Here is a 15,298-nt window from a genome sequence, read left to right as displayed (position 1 = left end):
GCACGCCTGCGCTGGGGGTTTCTCACGTGCTGCACGCACCACATCAGGCGGGGCGTGTTCTATGGTGTGGGCGTGAAGCTTGACAGGGTGCTGGTGTACGGGTTGGGGCGCAGTGGGCGGGGCGCGGCGCGGTTCCTGGCGCGGGCTGGCGTGCGGGGCGAGTGGCTCGACGCGCGGCCCGCGCCGGAGGATGCGGCGCTGATGGATGAACTGGGCTGGGCGCGCGGGGACGCCGGCGGCGCGTATGACGTGGTGGTGGCCGCGCCGGGCGTGCCGATCGATCATGCGGACCTGCTGGCCCTGCAGTCGCGCGGGGCGGAGGTGATCGGCGAGGTGGTCCTCGCGGCCCGCCTGCGTCCGGGCCTGCCGATGGTGGGTGTCACCGGAACGGCCGGGAAGGGCAGCACGACCGTGCTGGTCGCGCAATTGCTGCGCGCGGCGGGCCTGAACGCCCGCGAGGGCGGCAACATCGACCCGCCCCTGCTGGACGTCGTGGACAGCGCCGAGGTGGCGGTGGTGGAACTGTCCAGTTTCCAGCTGGAGCGCGTGCCGGGTCTGCGGCTGCCGGTGGCGGTCATCACGAATCTGGGCGTGGATCACCTGGACCGGCACGGGACGGTGGAGACGTACCATGCGGCGAAGCGGAACATCACGGCAGGTCAGGAGGCCGGGGACGTGCTGGTCGTGCCGAAGGGGCTGAACGTGGCGACCCGGGCGCAGGTGCGGCCCTTCTCGCCGGGCCGGATCGCGCTGGCTGACGACACGCCCGTGCTGGACGCCTCGGAACTGCCCGAGGGGGTGCATCCGGCGAACGCGGCGGCGGCGGTGCTGGCAGCCGAGGCCCTCCTGATCCACCTGGACCGCCCGGTGGACGCGGACGTGCTGGCCGGGGCGCTGCGCGCGGCTCAGCCGGTGTCCGGGCGGTTCGAGACGGTCGCGCGGATCGGGAATGTGCGGTTCGTGGAGGACTCGATCGCCACGCGCACCCTGGCCGTTCAGGCGGCCCTGGAACGCGCCGCGCCGCCAGTCGCGTGGCTGGTGGGTGGCCGGGACAAGGGCGCGGACCTCCTCCCGCTGCGCGAGGCGGCGGCCGGGCGGGTGGCGCAGGTCATCGCGTTCGGGGAGGACGGCGAGGCCCTGGCCCGTGGGCTGGGCCTTCCCTACCGGGTCGTGTCGGGCGCGGACGGTGAGGCGACGATGCGCGCCGCCACGCAGGCGGGACTGGACGCCCTGGGTGGACCGGCGGGTGAGGGCAGCGTGCTCCTCGCCCCGGTCGGCACGAGCTTCGATCAGTTCAGGGATTACAAGGCGCGGGGCGAGGCGTTCCGCCGCGCGGCATTGACCCTGGCGGGCGCGGAGGTGCAGGGGTGAGCATTCAGTTGATCATCGCGCAGGTCATGCTGCTGTGCCTGGGCGTGCTGGGCGTCGCGACCGCCGAGCCGGGCATGATCGCCGATCACGGCCTGAAGGCGCTGCTGGCGCTGGGATTCACGCTGGTCATCGCCCGGTTGCGGCCCCGCGCGTTCCTGAAACTCGGTCCGCTGGCGTGGGGCGTGACCCTGTTCCTGCTGCTGCTCGTGCCGTTCGTCGGGGTGGGCACCGCCGAGAGCGAGGCGACGAAACGCTGGCTGGAGTTCGGCCCGGTGCGGTTCCAGCCGTCCGAGATGGCCAAGCTGGGGCTGGTGCTGATGCTCGCGTCGTTCTTCGCGCGGCGCGGCGTGCACAACAAACTGATCAGCGCGACCGCCATGATCATGTTCACGACGTTCCTGGTGTTCATCGAACCGGACCTGGGCACCAGCGTCCTGATGTTCGGGCTGGGACTGGTGCTGATGTACGCGGCGGGCGTGCGGATCAGCAACATCATCTGGTTCCTGCTGGCACTGGTCCTGCTGGCCATCCCGGTCGCGGGCCTGTACCTGGAGCAGCACCCGTACATCCTGTCGCGCTGGAACCAGCATTACTCTGCAGAAGAGGTGCGCGAGGCCGGGTTGGGGCAGATCGGCCTCGCGCACCGCGACCTGAGCTTCGGCGGGATTCCCGGCCAGGGTCCGGACGGCCTGCGGTACGTGTACTTCGGGGATCACACCGACCTGGTCGTCGCGTCGGTGGGGTTCTCGTCGGGGCTGCTGGGCGTGGCGATGCTGCTGTTCGCGTACTGGCTGATCGTGATGACGGCGCTGGACGTCGCGCATCTGGCCAGCCGGGTGCGGCCCATGACACCCGAGATTCACGGGGCGAGCATCCTGGCGATCGGGGCGATGTTCATGATCGTCGGGCAGGCGTTCGTGAACCTGTGCGTCGCGGCCGGGCTGTTCCCGGTGACGGGCGTTCCGCTGCCACTTGTCAGTTACGGCTTTTCCAGCATGCTGACCATGAGTGTCGCGCTGGCCGTGATTCACTCCGCGATGCGGGAGGTGCGGCGGCAGCTGAGTGGGCTGGACACCCCGGACTCGCAGGACGCGCAGGCGCCCCTGCCCGCACCGGCGCCCGCGACCGACTGACGGCATCCAGCAGAGCAGGCCCCCTCGCGCGTCGGAGGGGGCCTGATTCTGTAACGAGTGCGGGTTCAGCCCGGGATGCGCAGGCGGTCGCCGGGGTGGATCAGGTCCGGGTTGCTGATGTTGTTGTAGTGGGCGATCTTCTTGTACTGCATGGGGTCGCCGTAGAACTTCTGGGCGATGGCGGACAGGCTGTCGCCGGGCTTCACGGTGTACACGGTATCGCCGGACTCCTGGTCCTTCTCCTTCGCCATCTCCTTGGCACCCTGGGCGACGCGCACGCCGCTGATGTCCACGCCACTGACGCCATCCACGCCGCGCGCGACCTGTTCCAGCAGGCGTTTCTCGTGGTCGTTGTCCACGACGCCGCGCAGGATGACGCTGCTGCCGCTCTGGAGAACGTCGATGGGGTCGTCGGCCAGTTCGCCGTTGCTGCGGATGGCACTCAGGACGGCCTTGGCGACGCGGCTGCGGTCTTCGGCCTGTTTGATCTCGGCGTCCATGTCCGCGCTGGCGTTCATGTTGCCGGTGGTGGGGGCGATCTCGGTGACGGTGGCGTCGGGCGCGGCCGGGGCGGGCTGGGCGGGCGCGGCGGCTTCCTCCTGGGCGGTCACGCCGGACAGGTCAACGGACTTGACACCGTTGATGCCTTCCGCGATCACGCGGATGAGGTTCATGTACCGCGAGTTGGGTACCATGCCGCTGACGCTGACGGCGCCGCCGCGTTCCTGCACCTGCAGGCCCAGGTCCTTCAGTCGGGGTTGCTCGTTCAGCGCGTCTTTGACGCGGTCCGCTGTGCTCTTTCCGAATGGCCACATGCGCCGAGCGTACCCTGTGGCTCTCGGACACGGTGCGCTGGATTCAGGTTTGGTGAAGTGCGCGGGTCAGGGCAGTTCCGGTTGCGTGATCCAGTTCTCCAGCAGCGTGGCCGCCTCCGGGCCGAGCTGGGTGCGGGTCAGGTGCAGCATGTCGGCGGTGCGGGTGGGCTGTCCGGCGCGGGTGCGGGCATAGGTGTGCAGGAAGGCCCGGAAGGCGTCGTCCCCGATCTGGGTGCGCAGGGCGTGCAGGGCCAGGGCGCCTCTGGCGTAGGCGGTCGCGTCGAACATCTGGGCGGGGGTGGTGGCGGTCAGGGGGCGGGTGCCGGGGCGCAGGCGGTCGCGCCAGCCGCGCAGGAGGGGGGCGGTGTCCTGTCCCTGGGCCTGCGTCCACAGGAGTTCGGCGTAGGTGGCGAAGCCCTCGTTCAGCCAGGTGTCGCTCCAGTCGCCCAGCGGGACGGCGTTCCCGAACCACTGGTGGGCGATTTCGTGAACGATGACGCGTTCGCGGCTGGAGCGGACGGGCATGGTGCTCAGGGTCGCGGTTTCCAGCGCGGGGAGGTCCGGGGTGACGACGACCGAGCCGTAGGTGCTGAAGGGGTACGGGCCGAACCAGTCGCTCAGGGCAGTCAGGATGTCGCCAGTACGGGCGTAGGGGGCGCGGACGGTGTCGGGGATGCTGGTGGGAAAGTAATCGGTGAGGGTGACGTGCTGGTCCCCGATGCGCAGGTCGGGGCGGCGGACGGTGTCGAGCGTGCCGACGCTGATGCCCAGCGCGTAGGTGGGGATGGGGGTGGTCAGGGTGTACGTGACGCTGTGCGTGCCGTCGAGGTTGGGGTGGTCGGCGAGGCGGGTACCGCCGGCGACGGCCGTGACGCCGCGCGGGACGGTCAGGGTGGTGGTGAAGGTGGCGGGGTCGGCGGGGTGGTCGTTGCAGGGGATGAAGCTGCGCGTGCCGTCGGGTTCGCTGAACGTGAAGTTCGCGCCGGGCTGGGTGGGGGTGGCGGGCACGCTCTGCCAGCCCAGCGTGATGTTCAGGGTGGGGTCGGGGACGCCCCCGGCGGGTCCGGCGGCCGTGACGCGGAGGCGGACGTCCTGACCTGCGGGTAGGGGCAGGGGGATAATCAGCTTGTCGGCGGCGCGGCGGTGGGGGACGGGCTGACCGTTCCAGGTGACGTTCAGGATGGCCGGTCCGCTGTAGTCGAGCTGGACGTCCGGCAGGTCGCGTTCGGCGTGCAGGGTCAGGGTGGTGTCGCTGCGCAGGTCCGGGGTGCCGGGGGTGGGGACGGTGAGGCGCAGGTCGTAGTGGGTGACGTTCAGGCCGAGCTGGCCCAGGTGGGGGTACAGGGTGTCGCCCATGGGGGTGGAGGGCGTGAGGACGGCGAGCAGGACGGTGCTCAGCGCGGTTCGCAGCATGGTGCGTTCAGCATAGAGGCTGCCGGGCGCGTGCGACTGGATGAGGGCCGGTGGGAAGTGGGGGCTTGCGCCGCAGTGGCAGGGGTATGATCAATCTCTCACGGGCCAATCAAGAAAGCGCAATCAGATTGCTATGATCGATCTATTTTCGGCAATGATATAGACAGGTCAGTCTGGAATCATGGGAAAGATTTCAAGTTCATTCATGAGCGGCGCATTGACAGACCATCAAGACCCACCTAGAATTGCCGCATCTCAACACCTAACCCCCGGGCACAGCGTGGCCCGCGGGCGACCCATATCCGGAGGACACATGAAGAAAAGCGCACTCAGCCTGACCGTTCTCGCCGCCCTCGCCCTCGGCACCGCCTCCGCGCAGACCACCATCAAGATCGCCAGCCTCAGCCCCCTCTCCGGCGGCCAGAGCGACCTGGGCACCCAGATCCGCAACGGCGCCCAGCTGGCCGTCAACGAGTACAAAGCCCAGTTCAAGAAACTCGGCTTCGACCTCGTCCTCGTCCCCTACGACGACCAGGCCGACCCCGCCACCGGCACCGCCGCCGCCCGCAAGATCGCCGCTGACCGCCAGATCCTCGCCGTCGTCGGCACCCTGAACAGCGGCGTCGCCATCCCCGCCAGCCAGGCCCTGGTGTCCAGCAAGGTCGCCATGGTGTCCCCCGCCAACACCGCCAACGGCGTCACCGACCGCGGCCTGAGCAACATGAACCGCATCGTCGCCCGTGACGACGCGCAGGGCCCCGCCGGTGCCAACTTCATCAGCGGCACCCTGAAAGCCAAGAAGGTCTACGTCCTGAACGACAAGACCGCCTACGGCGAAGGTCTGGCCAAGGAAGTCGAGAAGGCCCTGAAGGCCAAGGGTGTCACCGTCAGCGCCAACGAAGGCACCGAGGAGAAGAGCGACTTCTCCAGCATCGTCGCGAAGATCAAGCTCGCCAACCCCGACGCCATCTACTTCGGCGGCATCTACAACCAGGTGGGCGTGTTCATCAAGCAGCTGCGTGAAGCCGGCGTGCAGACCCCCGTGGTCGGCGGCGACGGCCTGGACAGCGGCGAGCTGCCCGTCATCGTCGGCGAGGCGAACGCGAACAACATCTACTTCACGACCGTCGCCGCGCCCCTGAGCGCGCTGCCCGCCGCGAAGGTCTTCGCCACCAACTACAAGAAGACCTTCAACGACGACGCCCAGGGCTTCGGCGCCTTCGGCTACGACGCCGCCAAGGTGGTCGTGCAGGGCGTGCTGAACGCCGTGCGCGCCAACAAGAACAAGCTGCCCACCCGCGCGCAGGTCGAGAGTGCCATCCGCAAGGGCAGCTTCACGGGTCTGCTGTCCGGCAACGTCAGCTTCAACTCCGCCGGTGACCGTAAGGCCGCGACCCTGTACGTGATGAACGTCACCGCCGGGAAGTTCAAGCTCAGCACCAGCATCCCCGTCAAGCCCGTCAAGCAGTAAAGCGCACGGGAGCGTCTATACACGCTCCCGGACGGTACCTCTACCTCCCCGTACCATCCTGGGGCCGGGCCACGTGCCCGGCCCCTTGCCTTGATGCAAACACGCGTTTGATCGGCGGGGCCGGACACCGCACCCGCCAGGCATCGTGAAAAGCGATACCATTCGGGATAACTGACGCAAAACTGACCTCTTGCACAGCTAGACCATCACGGGCGCGACCCGTGACGTCCGCCCCGCGTATTTCCGTTTCCTGTGGCGCCACCCTTCCCACCTGCATCCGCACTGGCCTGCGCCCTCACCACACGAAAGGAGTTGAGCTGCCTTGGAACTGTCCACTCTGCTGCCCTTCCTGGCGAACGTGATCGTCGGCGGGCTCGTGCTGGGCTTCGTGTACGCCATCATCGCCCTGGGTTACACCATGGTGTACGGCGTGCTCCAGCTCATCAACTTCGCGCACAGCGAAGTGTTCGTCACCGGAGCCGTCGTCGGCTTCGAAGTCTTCCGCGTCCTCGCCCCCGTGAACATGAACGGGTACCTGAAACTCCTGATCGCGCTGCTGGCCGCCATGACCATCTCGGGCCTGCTGAACGTGGTCATCGAACGCCTCGCGTACCGACCGCTGCGCGGCGCACCGAAACTGGTGCCGCTGATCACCGCGATCGGCGTGTCCCTGATCCTCCAGGACGTCCTGCGCGTCATCGAGGGCTTCCAGGGCCGCTTCGACCTGACGTACACCCTGCCCACCGGGTTCTCCTCGGCGTTCTGCGGCCCCGAGAGCAGTTGCGCGCCCCTCGGGAAATTCCTGACCGGCATCGGCGTGAGCCTGCAGCTCAAGGACGTCATCCTGATCATCGTGTCGCTGCTGAGCCTCGCGGTGCTGAACTACATCGTGAACCGCACCCGCATGGGCAAGGCCATCCGCGCCGTCGCGCAGGACCGCGTGACCGCCGGCCTGATGGGCATCGACGGCAACCGCATGATCAGCGCCACCTTCCTGATCGGCGGCGCACTGGGCGGCATCAGCGGCGTCCTGTTCGGCATGAAATTCGGCACCATCAACGCCTACAGCGGCTTCATTCCCGGCGTGACCGCCTTCACGGCCGCCGTGCTGGGCGGCATCGGCTCGATTCCCGGCGCGGTGCTGGGCGGCCTGCTGCTGGGCGTGCTGGAGAAACTGATCGGCGTGTCCAACGTGTTCGGTGAACTGCTGGGCATCAAGAACCTCGCCGTGATCGACGACTCGTACAGCAAACTGGGTGCGTTCATCGCGCTGGTGTTGATCCTGATCTTCAAACCCACCGGTCTGCTCGGCAAGAGCAACGTGGAGAAAGTATGACCGCCGCCCTCAAGTCTCCCAAAGTCACGCCGGACCGCACGATCCTGCTGGTGCTGTTCTTCATCGTCACCAGCGCGTTCCTGCTCGTCTCGCACAACGGCGACCTGCTGAACCAGATGGGAGCGGTCGGGACCGCGCTGAAGAACCCCATCGTGGAAGCCCTGATGGTCAGCCTGTTCCTGGCGAACATCCTCTTCGCGTACCTGTGGAAGGCCGCGCCATGGGCACGCGCCCTGGTGGGGATCGGCAGTCTGCTGTTCGTGCTGCCCGCCGCGGGCCGCGAGGACACCAGCCTGCTCGACCTGAGCATCCAGATCATGATCTTCGCCGCGCTGGCGCTGGGCCTGAACATCGTGGTGGGCCTCGCGGGCCTGCTCGACCTGGGCTACGTGGCCTTCTTCGCGGTCGGCGCGTACACTTGGGGCATCGTGGGCAGCCCGCGCTTCGCGGAGATCCTGCGGTACTTCGGTGAGAATCCGGGCGGCACGAACGCCGGGACGCTCGCCATCGGGCTGGTCCTGACCGTCGTGACGGCCGCGAGCATGATGTACATCAACCGACTGACGTCCCGCGCCGCGCCGACCGCCGCGACCACCTGGAGTTTCCGGCTGGCCAGCGTCGGTCTGGTCGCCGGGGTCATCCTGACGGTCCGCGCCATTCTGGTACTGATGGCCCCGCAGGCTGACGGTCTGGCGAACGGCCTGAACGCCGGGTTCTTCTGGCTGTTCCTGGCGCTGAGTATCTTCGCCGCAGCCGCCGTGGGCGTCCTGATCGGTCTGCCCGTGCTGAAACTGAAGGGCGACTACCTGGCGATCATCACGCTGGGCCTGGGCGAAGTGATCCGCGTGCTGGCGAACAACCTCGACCTGTACTCGGCGGGTTCGCAGGGCATCACGCCCATCAAGAGCGCCTCGGTGCCGTGGTTCGACGCGGCGGCGGGCGCGCTGGGCTTCGCGCCGGACCAGTACTACCTGCTGTTCCTGTACGTGCTGGTGCTCGTCATGATCGTCCTGATCCTGACCGTGAACGTCCGCCTGGACCGCAGCCGTATCGGCCGCGCGTGGATCGCCATCCGCGACGACGAGGTCGCCGCGCAGGCCATGGGCGTGCCGCTGATGCAGACCAAACTGATCGCCTTCGCGACCGGCGCGAGCTTCGCCGGGGTCATGGGCATGATCTTCGCCGCGAAGCAGCAGTTCATCAGCCCCGAGAGCTTCGTGTTGAACCAGAGCATCGCGATCCTGTCCATGGTCATCCTGGGCGGCATGGGGTCCTTCCCCGGCGTGATCCTGGGGGCGGCGGTCGTGACCCTGCTGAACCTGCGCATCCTGCCCGGCCTGGGCGAGGCCACCGCGAACGTCCCCTGGATTCCGCAGGACGCCAATCCCGGCCAGCTGCAGCGCCTGATCTTCGGCGCGATCCTGGTCGCCATGATGCTCCTGCGGCCCGAGGGTCTGCTGCCCAACCGCAGGCGGCAGCTGGAACTGCACCACGACGACAACCAGGAAGACGAGAGTGCCCAGGGTAACGCGGGCGCGCTCGGCACGGCCAGCGGCGACGTGTACAGCGCCGGGTACGCCCCGGCCAAGGAAGACGACAAGGCAGGGGGCAGCAGGTGAGCGGCAACATTCTCGAAGTGGCGGGCGTCACGAAGGTCTTCGGCGGTCTGACGGCCGTGAACGACGTGACCATGAACATCCCCGAACGGTCCATCGTCAGCGTGATCGGCCCGAACGGCGCCGGGAAGACCACCTTCTTCAACATGATCACCGGGATCTACGAACCCACGCGGGGCACCATCCGCCTGGCCGGGCGTGAACTGGTGGGCATGCGGCCCGATCAGGTGACGGAAGCCGGGATCGCGCGCACGTTCCAGAACATCCGCCTGTTCTCCACGATGACCAGCGAGGAGAACATCATGGTGGGCCGCCACAGCCGCCTGAAGAGCGGGTTCCTGGACGCCGTGCTGCGCACCAAGAAATTCCATGAGGGCGAGCAGGAGGCCAGGGACGCCGCGCGGATCATGCTGGACTTCGTGGGGCTGGGCAAGTGGCGGAACGAACTGGCGACCAACCTCCCGTACGGGGATCAGCGCAAGCTGGAGATCGCGCGCGCGCTGGCGACCACGCCGAAACTGATCCTGCTGGACGAACCGGCCGCCGGGATGAACCCCCGCGAAACCGAGGACCTGAAGGCCCTGATCCGCCGCGTGCGGGACGAACTGGGCGTGACGGTGTGCCTGATCGAGCACGACATGCGCCTCGTGATGACGCTGTCCGAACACATCACCGTGCTGGATTACGGCAGCAAGATCGCCGAGGGCCTGCCCCATCAGGTCCGCAACGACCCGCGCGTGATGGAAGCGTACCTGGGCCGCGGCGCCGCCGCCGGCGACTACGGGAAGGAAGAACGCCCCCATGCCTAAGCCCATGCTGGAACTCGACAACGTCCACACGTACTACGACCACATCCACGCCCTGAAGGGCATCAGCCTGACCGTGAACGAGGGTGAGATCGTCGCCCTGATCGGCGGGAACGGCGCCGGGAAGACCACCACGCTGCGCACCATCAGCGGCATGATGAAACCCCGCACGGGCGCCCTGACCTTCGAGGGTCAGACCATCGCCGGGATTCCCGCGCACCACATCATGCAGAAGGGGATCAGTCACGTGCCGGAGGGCCGCCGGATCTTCAAGGACATGAGTGTCCGCGAGAACCTCGACGTGGGCGCGTACACCGTCACCGACCGCGCGCTGATCGAGAGCCGCATTCAGGAGGGTTTCGGGTTCTTCCCGCGCCTGAAGGAACGCGAGCATCAGCTGGGCGGCACCATGTCCGGCGGGGAGCAGCAGATGCTCGCCATCGCCCGCGCGCTGATGGTCGCGCCGCGACTGCTGCTGCTGGACGAGCCCAGCATGGGCCTGTCCCCGCTGTTCGTGGAGGCGATCTTCGACATCATCGTGAAGCTGAACAAGGAGCGCGGCACGACCGTGCTGCTGGTCGAGCAGAACGCGAACATGGCCCTGCAGATCGCGCACCGCGCGTACGTGCTGCAGACCGGCGAGATCAAACTCTCCGGGAACGCCGCCGACATCGCGCAGGACGAGAGCGTCCGCAAGGCGTACCTCGGCGACGAGTAACCCGCGCGACACGGGCCGACCCTCCGGGAGACTGGGGGGTCGGTTCGTTTGTGGGGAGGCAGTGGGGAGTAGGAAGTGGGAAGTGGTGTTCGCGGCCGTCCGCCATCTGCGGCAGCAGGTGAACCGCCGGTCGGTTAGGCTGGGTGCCGATGCGTCTCAAGGTCATTCCGGTGCTGGCGGCCCTCCTCCTGAGCGGGTGCGCGCCGGTGCAGACGGTCGTGAACCCGGCCCAGTTGCCCGCCGCGACCGACTACGGGGCACACGCGAACCCGATGGAGTGGTGGTACGTGAGCGCCTACCTGCCCGCAGAGGGGCTGGCGCTGCACTGGGCGCAGTTCCGGGTGCAGGACAGCCGCGTGCCTGTCCCACTGATGATCTCGCACGTGGCGGTCACGGACCTGCGCACGGGTCAGCTGACGTTCCTGGAGCAGCCCGCCGGGGCGGGCGAGGTGACCTCTCCCCCGCTGCGGGTGAGGCAGGGCGCGTGGACGCTGACGCAGGCGGGGCCGGAGCCGACCGCGCCGCTGAGCCTGAAGGCCGGGCCGCTGGATCTGACGCTGACCGCGGTGAAGGGGCCGGTGCTGCACCCGCCGGGGTTCAGCGGCAGTGCCGATACGGGCGTGCTGTTCTATCAGGGGATCACGCGGCTGGACCTGACGGGCACCGTGAACGGGCGCGCGGTGCGGGGGCAGGCGTGGCTGGATCACCAGTGGGGGAACCAGATTCCGGGCCGGTCGGCGCTGTGGGACTGGTTCAGCGTGCACCTGGCGGGTGGGCGGGACCTGATGGTGTACCGGGTGCGGCGCCCGGACGGGAGCGTGGCGCAGCTGATCGGCAGCGTGGTGGAACCGGACGGGCGCGTGCGGGCCGTCTCGGGCCTGCGTGCCGAACCGGGCGAGGTGTGGACCAGTCCCACCGGGCGGCCCTACACGCTGGGCTGGCGGCTGGTGTCCGACGAGTTCGACCTGAGCGTGCGGGCGGTGCGGCGTGATCAGGAGCTCCTGAGCCGCAGCACCCGCATCGCGTACTGGGAGGGACCCATCGAGGTGACGGGCACATGGGCCGCCGCGCCCGCTGCGGGCACCGGCATGATGGAACTCGTCGGGGGGACGTGGTCCCCGTGAGGCTCATCGGGGCGTTCGGCCTGAGGACACGGCGCTCACTTCCGGCAGGTGAGGTTCACGCGAAAGCTGGGGTCCTTGCTGTAGTTGACGGTCTTGTACAGGGTGCTGCCGCCGCGCCGCAGGGCCGTGACGTCCACCGGGACGATGAGTTTGACCGGTGGGTTGGCCTGGAGTTGCTCGTTGGTGGGCGTGCCGCCCTGCCAGGAGAACGGGAGGTCCATGACGAGGCCCGCGCCGGGCGGCAGGTCCGTGCCGGTCTTGAAGGCGGAGGCGATGCCGCTGAGGCCGAGTTCCTTGGTGCTGCCGTCTTTCAGGGCGAGGCTGACGCCCTTCTCGATGCCGGTGTTGGACAGGTTGAGGAGTTGTTTGCCGCCGTTGCGGATCTCGGTGGTGGCGACCCAGCCGTAGTAGTTGCCGTTCCGGTCGTCCGGGACGTATTTGATGGCGGTGACGCGCAGTCTCCAGGTGCCGTTGAACAGCCATTCGTTCAGGCAGCCTTCCGCCGCGCCGAGCTGGTTGCTGCCGCCCGCAGCGGTCAGCGCCTTCTGCAGCTGGTCCAGGGCGACGTAGGTGCGGCCGCCGACCTTGACGGTATCAAAGGTGGTGGGCTGCCCGCCGATGGTGAGGGTGGTCTTCTGCGCGGCGGCGGTGCTGATGGTGGCGAGGCTGAGGGTGGTGAGAAGCAGCGTGCTGAGGGTGCGGGTCATGGGTGGTCCTCCTGTGTGGTGCTGGGCTGAGGGGAGTGTGCGCCGGGGGGCGTTGCAGGGGCGTTGCGTGCAGGACGGGAGCCACGGCACCATTCTTAAGCCGCAATAAACTTGACACGACTGCACTCAAGTTTCAGAATAGTGGGAGATTGAACGTCCCCGATCCTCACCCCACGGAGGCCCACCCTTGAACCCCGAACGCTTCACCGAAGCCACCACCCAGGCCGTGCAGCAGGCGCAGACGCTCGCGCAGCAGAGCGGGCACCAGAACCTGACGCCCACCCACGTTCTGCGTGCCCTGACCGACAACGACACCGCCACGCGCGCCCTGACCCTGGCGGGCGGCGACCTGACGCAGATCCGCGCCGCGCTGGACGCTGAACTGGCCAAACTGCCGCGCGTGCAGGGTGGCGAGGGTCAGCTGTACCTCGACCCCGCACTGGCCCGCGCCTTTCAGAAGGCCGACACCCTGGCCGGGCAACTCGGCGACTCGTTCGTGGCGGCCGACGCCCTCCTGCTCGCCCTGCGCGGCGAGTACCGCGGCAAGGGGCTGCCCACCGAAATCGACCTGAACCGCGCCGTGAACGAGCAGCGCAAAGGAAAGACCGTGACGACCAAGACCAGTGAGCAGCAGTTCGACGCCCTCGCCAAGTACGGCACCGACCTCACGCAGCGCGCCCGCGACGGCAAGTTCGACCCCGTCATCGGCCGCGACGAGGAGATCCGCCGCGCCATGCAGATCCTCCTGCGCCGCACGAAGAACAACCCCGTGCTGATCGGCGAACCCGGCGTCGGCAAGACCGCCATCGCGGAGGGCCTCGCCATCCGCATCGTGAAGGGCGACGTGCCCGACGGCCTGAAGAACAAACGCATCGTCAGCCTGGAGATGGGCAGCCTGCTGGCGGGCGCGAAGTTCCGCGGGGAGTTCGAGGAACGCCTCAAGGGCGTCATCGACGAGGTGATCGCCTCGGCGGGCGAGGTCATTCTGTTCGTGGACGAGATCCACACCATCGTCGGCGCGGGCAAGACCGAGGGCAGCCCGGACGCGGGCAACATGCTCAAACCGGCGCTGGCGCGCGGCGAACTGCACCTGATCGGCGCGACGACCCTCAGCGAGTACCGCGAGATCGAGAAGGACCCCGCCCTGGAACGCCGTTTCCAGCCGGTGTTCGTGGACGAACCCAGCGTGGAGGACACGATCAGCATCCTGCGCGGCATCAAGGAGCGCTACCAGGTGCACCACAACGTGGAGATCACCGACCCGGCGCTGGTGGCCGCCGCGCAGCTGTCGCAGCGGTACATCACGGACCGGCAGCTGCCGGACAAGGCCATCGACCTGATCGACGAGTCCGCCGCCCGGCTGCGCATGGCGCTGGAGAGCAGCCCCGAGCGCATTGATCAGCTCGAACGCCGCAAGCTGCAACTGGAGATCGAACGCGAGGCCCTGAAGCGTGAGAAGGATCAGGACAGCCAGAACCGCCTGCTGGACATCGAGGGCACCCTAAAGGGCATCATCGACGAGCTGGCCGACGTCCGCGCCCGCTGGGAGGGCGAACGGCATGAGGTCGCCGCGCTGCGCGAGAAACGCGAATCGCTCGATCAGGTGCGCACCGACATCGAGAAGGCGCGCCGCGACTACGACCTGCAACGCGCCGCCGAACTGGAGTACGGGACCCTGCCGCAGCTGGAGAAAGAGGTGCAGGAACTCGAGCGGAAACTCAAGGGCGCCGAGTTCGCGCACACGCAGGTGACCGAGGAGGACATCGCGTCGGTGGTCAGCCGCTGGACTGGCATCCCCGTGAACAAGCTGATGGAGGGCGAACGCGAGAAACTCCTGAAACTGGAGGAGCAGCTGCATGGCCGCGTGATCGGGCAGGACCGCGCCATCGTGAGCGTCGCGGACGCCATCCGCCGCAGCCGCGCCGGGCTCAGCGACCCCAACCGCCCGCTGGGCAGCTTCATGTTCCTCGGGCCGACCGGCGTAGGCAAGACCGAGCTGGCCAAGGCCCTCGCGGAGTTCCTGTTCGACAGTCAGGACGCCATGGTCCGCATCGACATGAGCGAGTACATGGAGAAGCACACCGTCGCCCGCCTGATCGGCGCGCCTCCCGGATACGTGGGCTTCGAGGAGGGCGGCCAGCTGACCGAGGCCGTCCGCCGCCGCCCCTACGCCGTGCTGCTGTTCGACGAGATCGAGAAGGCGCACCCCGACGTGTTCAACGTGCTGCTGCAGGTGCTCGACGACGGCCGCCTGACCGACGGGCAGGGCCGCACCGTGGACTTCCGCAACACGCTGATCATCCTGACGAGCAACATCGGCAGTCCTCTGATCCTGGAAATGCAGCACCGCGGCGAGGACGCCAGCGAGATCCGTGACGCCGTGATGGGCGAGTTGCAGGGTCACTTCCGCCCGGAGTTCCTGAACCGCGTGGACGACATCATCGTGTTCGACGCGCTGACCGCCGCCGACCTGCACCGCATCGTGGACATCCAGATGCGCGGCCTGATCAAACGCCTCGCCGAACGCCGCGTGAGCCTGCACCTGACGGGCGCCGCGAAGGACCGACTGGCGCAGATCGGCTACGACCCGGCCTTCGGCGCCCGCCCCCTCAAGCGCGCCATCAGCCGCGAGATCGAGACGCCCCTGGCCCGCGAGATCCTCCAGGGGAACGTGCCCGACAGCAGCAGCCTGACCGTGGACTACGACGGGACGACCTTCACGTTCCAGACCGGCGCGCTGAACTGATATGGACTCCGATTGAATGGGCTGCAAAGCCCGTTCAATCCG

Annotated in this window: 12 protein-coding genes; 9 read left to right on the top strand and 3 right to left on the bottom strand. The window is 68.1% G+C overall.

Translation table 11 applies throughout. The features are described 5' to 3' along the window. Window positions 1-72: 72 nt before the first annotated feature. On the top strand, window positions 73-1,371 hold the full coding sequence (gene murD / locus EXW95_RS16130) for a UDP-N-acetylmuramoyl-L-alanine--D-glutamate ligase (protein WP_371810120.1): 1,299 nt from the start codon (window positions 73-75) through the stop codon (window positions 1,369-1,371). Beyond that, the gene (locus EXW95_RS16125) at window positions 1,368-2,504 is read left to right on the top strand and encodes an FtsW/RodA/SpoVE family cell cycle protein (RefSeq protein ID WP_174368303.1); all 1,137 of its coding nucleotides are present in this window, start codon (window positions 1,368-1,370) and stop codon (window positions 2,502-2,504) included. Before murD ends, EXW95_RS16125 begins: the two co-directional genes overlap by 4 nt. A gap of 65 nt (window positions 2,505-2,569) precedes the next feature. On the opposite strand, the gene EXW95_RS16120 is transcribed toward EXW95_RS16125, so the two are convergent. Next, window positions 2,570-3,319, bottom strand: coding sequence for a BON domain-containing protein (locus tag EXW95_RS16120; RefSeq protein ID WP_174368302.1), 750 nt, complete (start codon window positions 3,317-3,319; stop codon window positions 2,570-2,572). A gap of 66 nt (window positions 3,320-3,385) precedes the next feature. Further along, window positions 3,386-4,732: a M1 family metallopeptidase gene (locus EXW95_RS16115; RefSeq protein ID WP_174368301.1), complete on the bottom strand. Its 1,347-nt coding sequence runs from the start codon at window positions 4,730-4,732 to the stop codon at window positions 3,386-3,388. 313 nt (window positions 4,733-5,045) lie between these two features. On the opposite strand from EXW95_RS16115, the gene EXW95_RS16110 reads away from it, so the two are divergent. The 6 genes from EXW95_RS16110 to EXW95_RS16085 all read left to right on the top strand — a co-directional run bounded on the left by EXW95_RS16110 (window position 5,046) and on the right by EXW95_RS16085 (window position 11,803). Continuing rightward, window positions 5,046-6,203, top strand: a complete 1,158-nt coding sequence (locus EXW95_RS16110) for a branched-chain amino acid ABC transporter substrate-binding protein (RefSeq protein WP_174368300.1) — start codon at window positions 5,046-5,048, stop codon at window positions 6,201-6,203. A gap of 322 nt (window positions 6,204-6,525) precedes the next feature. Then, window positions 6,526-7,539: a branched-chain amino acid ABC transporter permease gene (locus tag EXW95_RS16105; RefSeq protein ID WP_174368299.1), complete on the top strand. Its 1,014-nt coding sequence runs from the start codon at window positions 6,526-6,528 to the stop codon at window positions 7,537-7,539. Next, window positions 7,536-9,158, top strand: coding sequence for a branched-chain amino acid ABC transporter permease (locus tag EXW95_RS16100; protein ID WP_174368298.1), 1,623 nt, complete (start codon window positions 7,536-7,538; stop codon window positions 9,156-9,158). Before EXW95_RS16105 ends, EXW95_RS16100 begins: the two co-directional genes overlap by 4 nt. Beyond that, window positions 9,155-9,964: an ABC transporter ATP-binding protein gene (locus EXW95_RS16095; RefSeq protein WP_371810119.1), complete on the top strand. Its 810-nt coding sequence runs from the start codon at window positions 9,155-9,157 to the stop codon at window positions 9,962-9,964. Before EXW95_RS16100 ends, EXW95_RS16095 begins: the two co-directional genes overlap by 4 nt. Further along, window positions 9,957-10,679 (top strand): ABC transporter ATP-binding protein, encoded by a 723-nt coding sequence (locus EXW95_RS16090; RefSeq protein ID WP_217449210.1) that lies wholly within the window; start codon window positions 9,957-9,959, stop codon window positions 10,677-10,679. Before EXW95_RS16095 ends, EXW95_RS16090 begins: the two co-directional genes overlap by 8 nt. A 149-nt stretch (window positions 10,680-10,828) precedes the next feature. Further along, the gene (locus EXW95_RS16085; protein WP_174368297.1) at window positions 10,829-11,803 is read left to right on the top strand and encodes a lipocalin family protein; all 975 of its coding nucleotides are present in this window, start codon (window positions 10,829-10,831) and stop codon (window positions 11,801-11,803) included. A gap of 35 nt (window positions 11,804-11,838) precedes the next feature. On the opposite strand, the gene EXW95_RS16080 is transcribed toward EXW95_RS16085, so the two are convergent. Further along, window positions 11,839-12,510, bottom strand: a complete 672-nt coding sequence (locus EXW95_RS16080; RefSeq protein ID WP_174368296.1) for a hypothetical protein — start codon at window positions 12,508-12,510, stop codon at window positions 11,839-11,841. 187 nt (window positions 12,511-12,697) lie between these two features. On the opposite strand from EXW95_RS16080, the gene clpB reads away from it, so the two are divergent. After that, window positions 12,698-15,256, top strand: coding sequence for an ATP-dependent chaperone ClpB (gene clpB / locus EXW95_RS16075; protein WP_174368295.1), 2,559 nt, complete (start codon window positions 12,698-12,700; stop codon window positions 15,254-15,256). The last annotated feature ends 42 nt before the right edge of the window (window positions 15,257-15,298 follow it).

Origin of the sequence: Deinococcus sp. JMULE3, from assembly GCF_013337115.1 — a bacterium.
Lineage (GTDB): Bacteria > Deinococcota > Deinococci > Deinococcales > Deinococcaceae > Deinococcus.
The sequence above is the reverse complement of the archived record's forward strand: the minus strand, read 5'-3'. Positions and strand labels throughout refer to the sequence as shown.

Excerpts from the sequence above, each read along its gene's own strand:
- EXW95_RS16120 (WP_174368302.1), bottom strand. The coding sequence starts at position 3,319 with ATGTGGCCATTCGGAAAGAGCACAGCGGACCGCGTCAAAGACGCGCTG.
- EXW95_RS16115 (WP_174368301.1), bottom strand. The coding sequence starts at position 4,732 with ATGCTGCGAACCGCGCTGAGCACCGTCCTGCTCGCCGTCCTCACGCCC.
- EXW95_RS16110 (WP_174368300.1), top strand. The coding sequence starts at position 5,046 with ATGAAGAAAAGCGCACTCAGCCTGACCGTTCTCGCCGCCCTCGCCCTC.
- EXW95_RS16100 (WP_174368298.1), top strand. The coding sequence starts at position 7,536 with ATGACCGCCGCCCTCAAGTCTCCCAAAGTCACGCCGGACCGCACGATC.
- EXW95_RS16090 (WP_217449210.1), top strand. The coding sequence starts at position 9,957 with ATGCCTAAGCCCATGCTGGAACTCGACAACGTCCACACGTACTACGAC.
- EXW95_RS16085 (WP_174368297.1), top strand. The coding sequence starts at position 10,829 with ATGCGTCTCAAGGTCATTCCGGTGCTGGCGGCCCTCCTCCTGAGCGGG.
- EXW95_RS16080 (WP_174368296.1), bottom strand. The coding sequence starts at position 12,510 with ATGACCCGCACCCTCAGCACGCTGCTTCTCACCACCCTCAGCCTCGCC.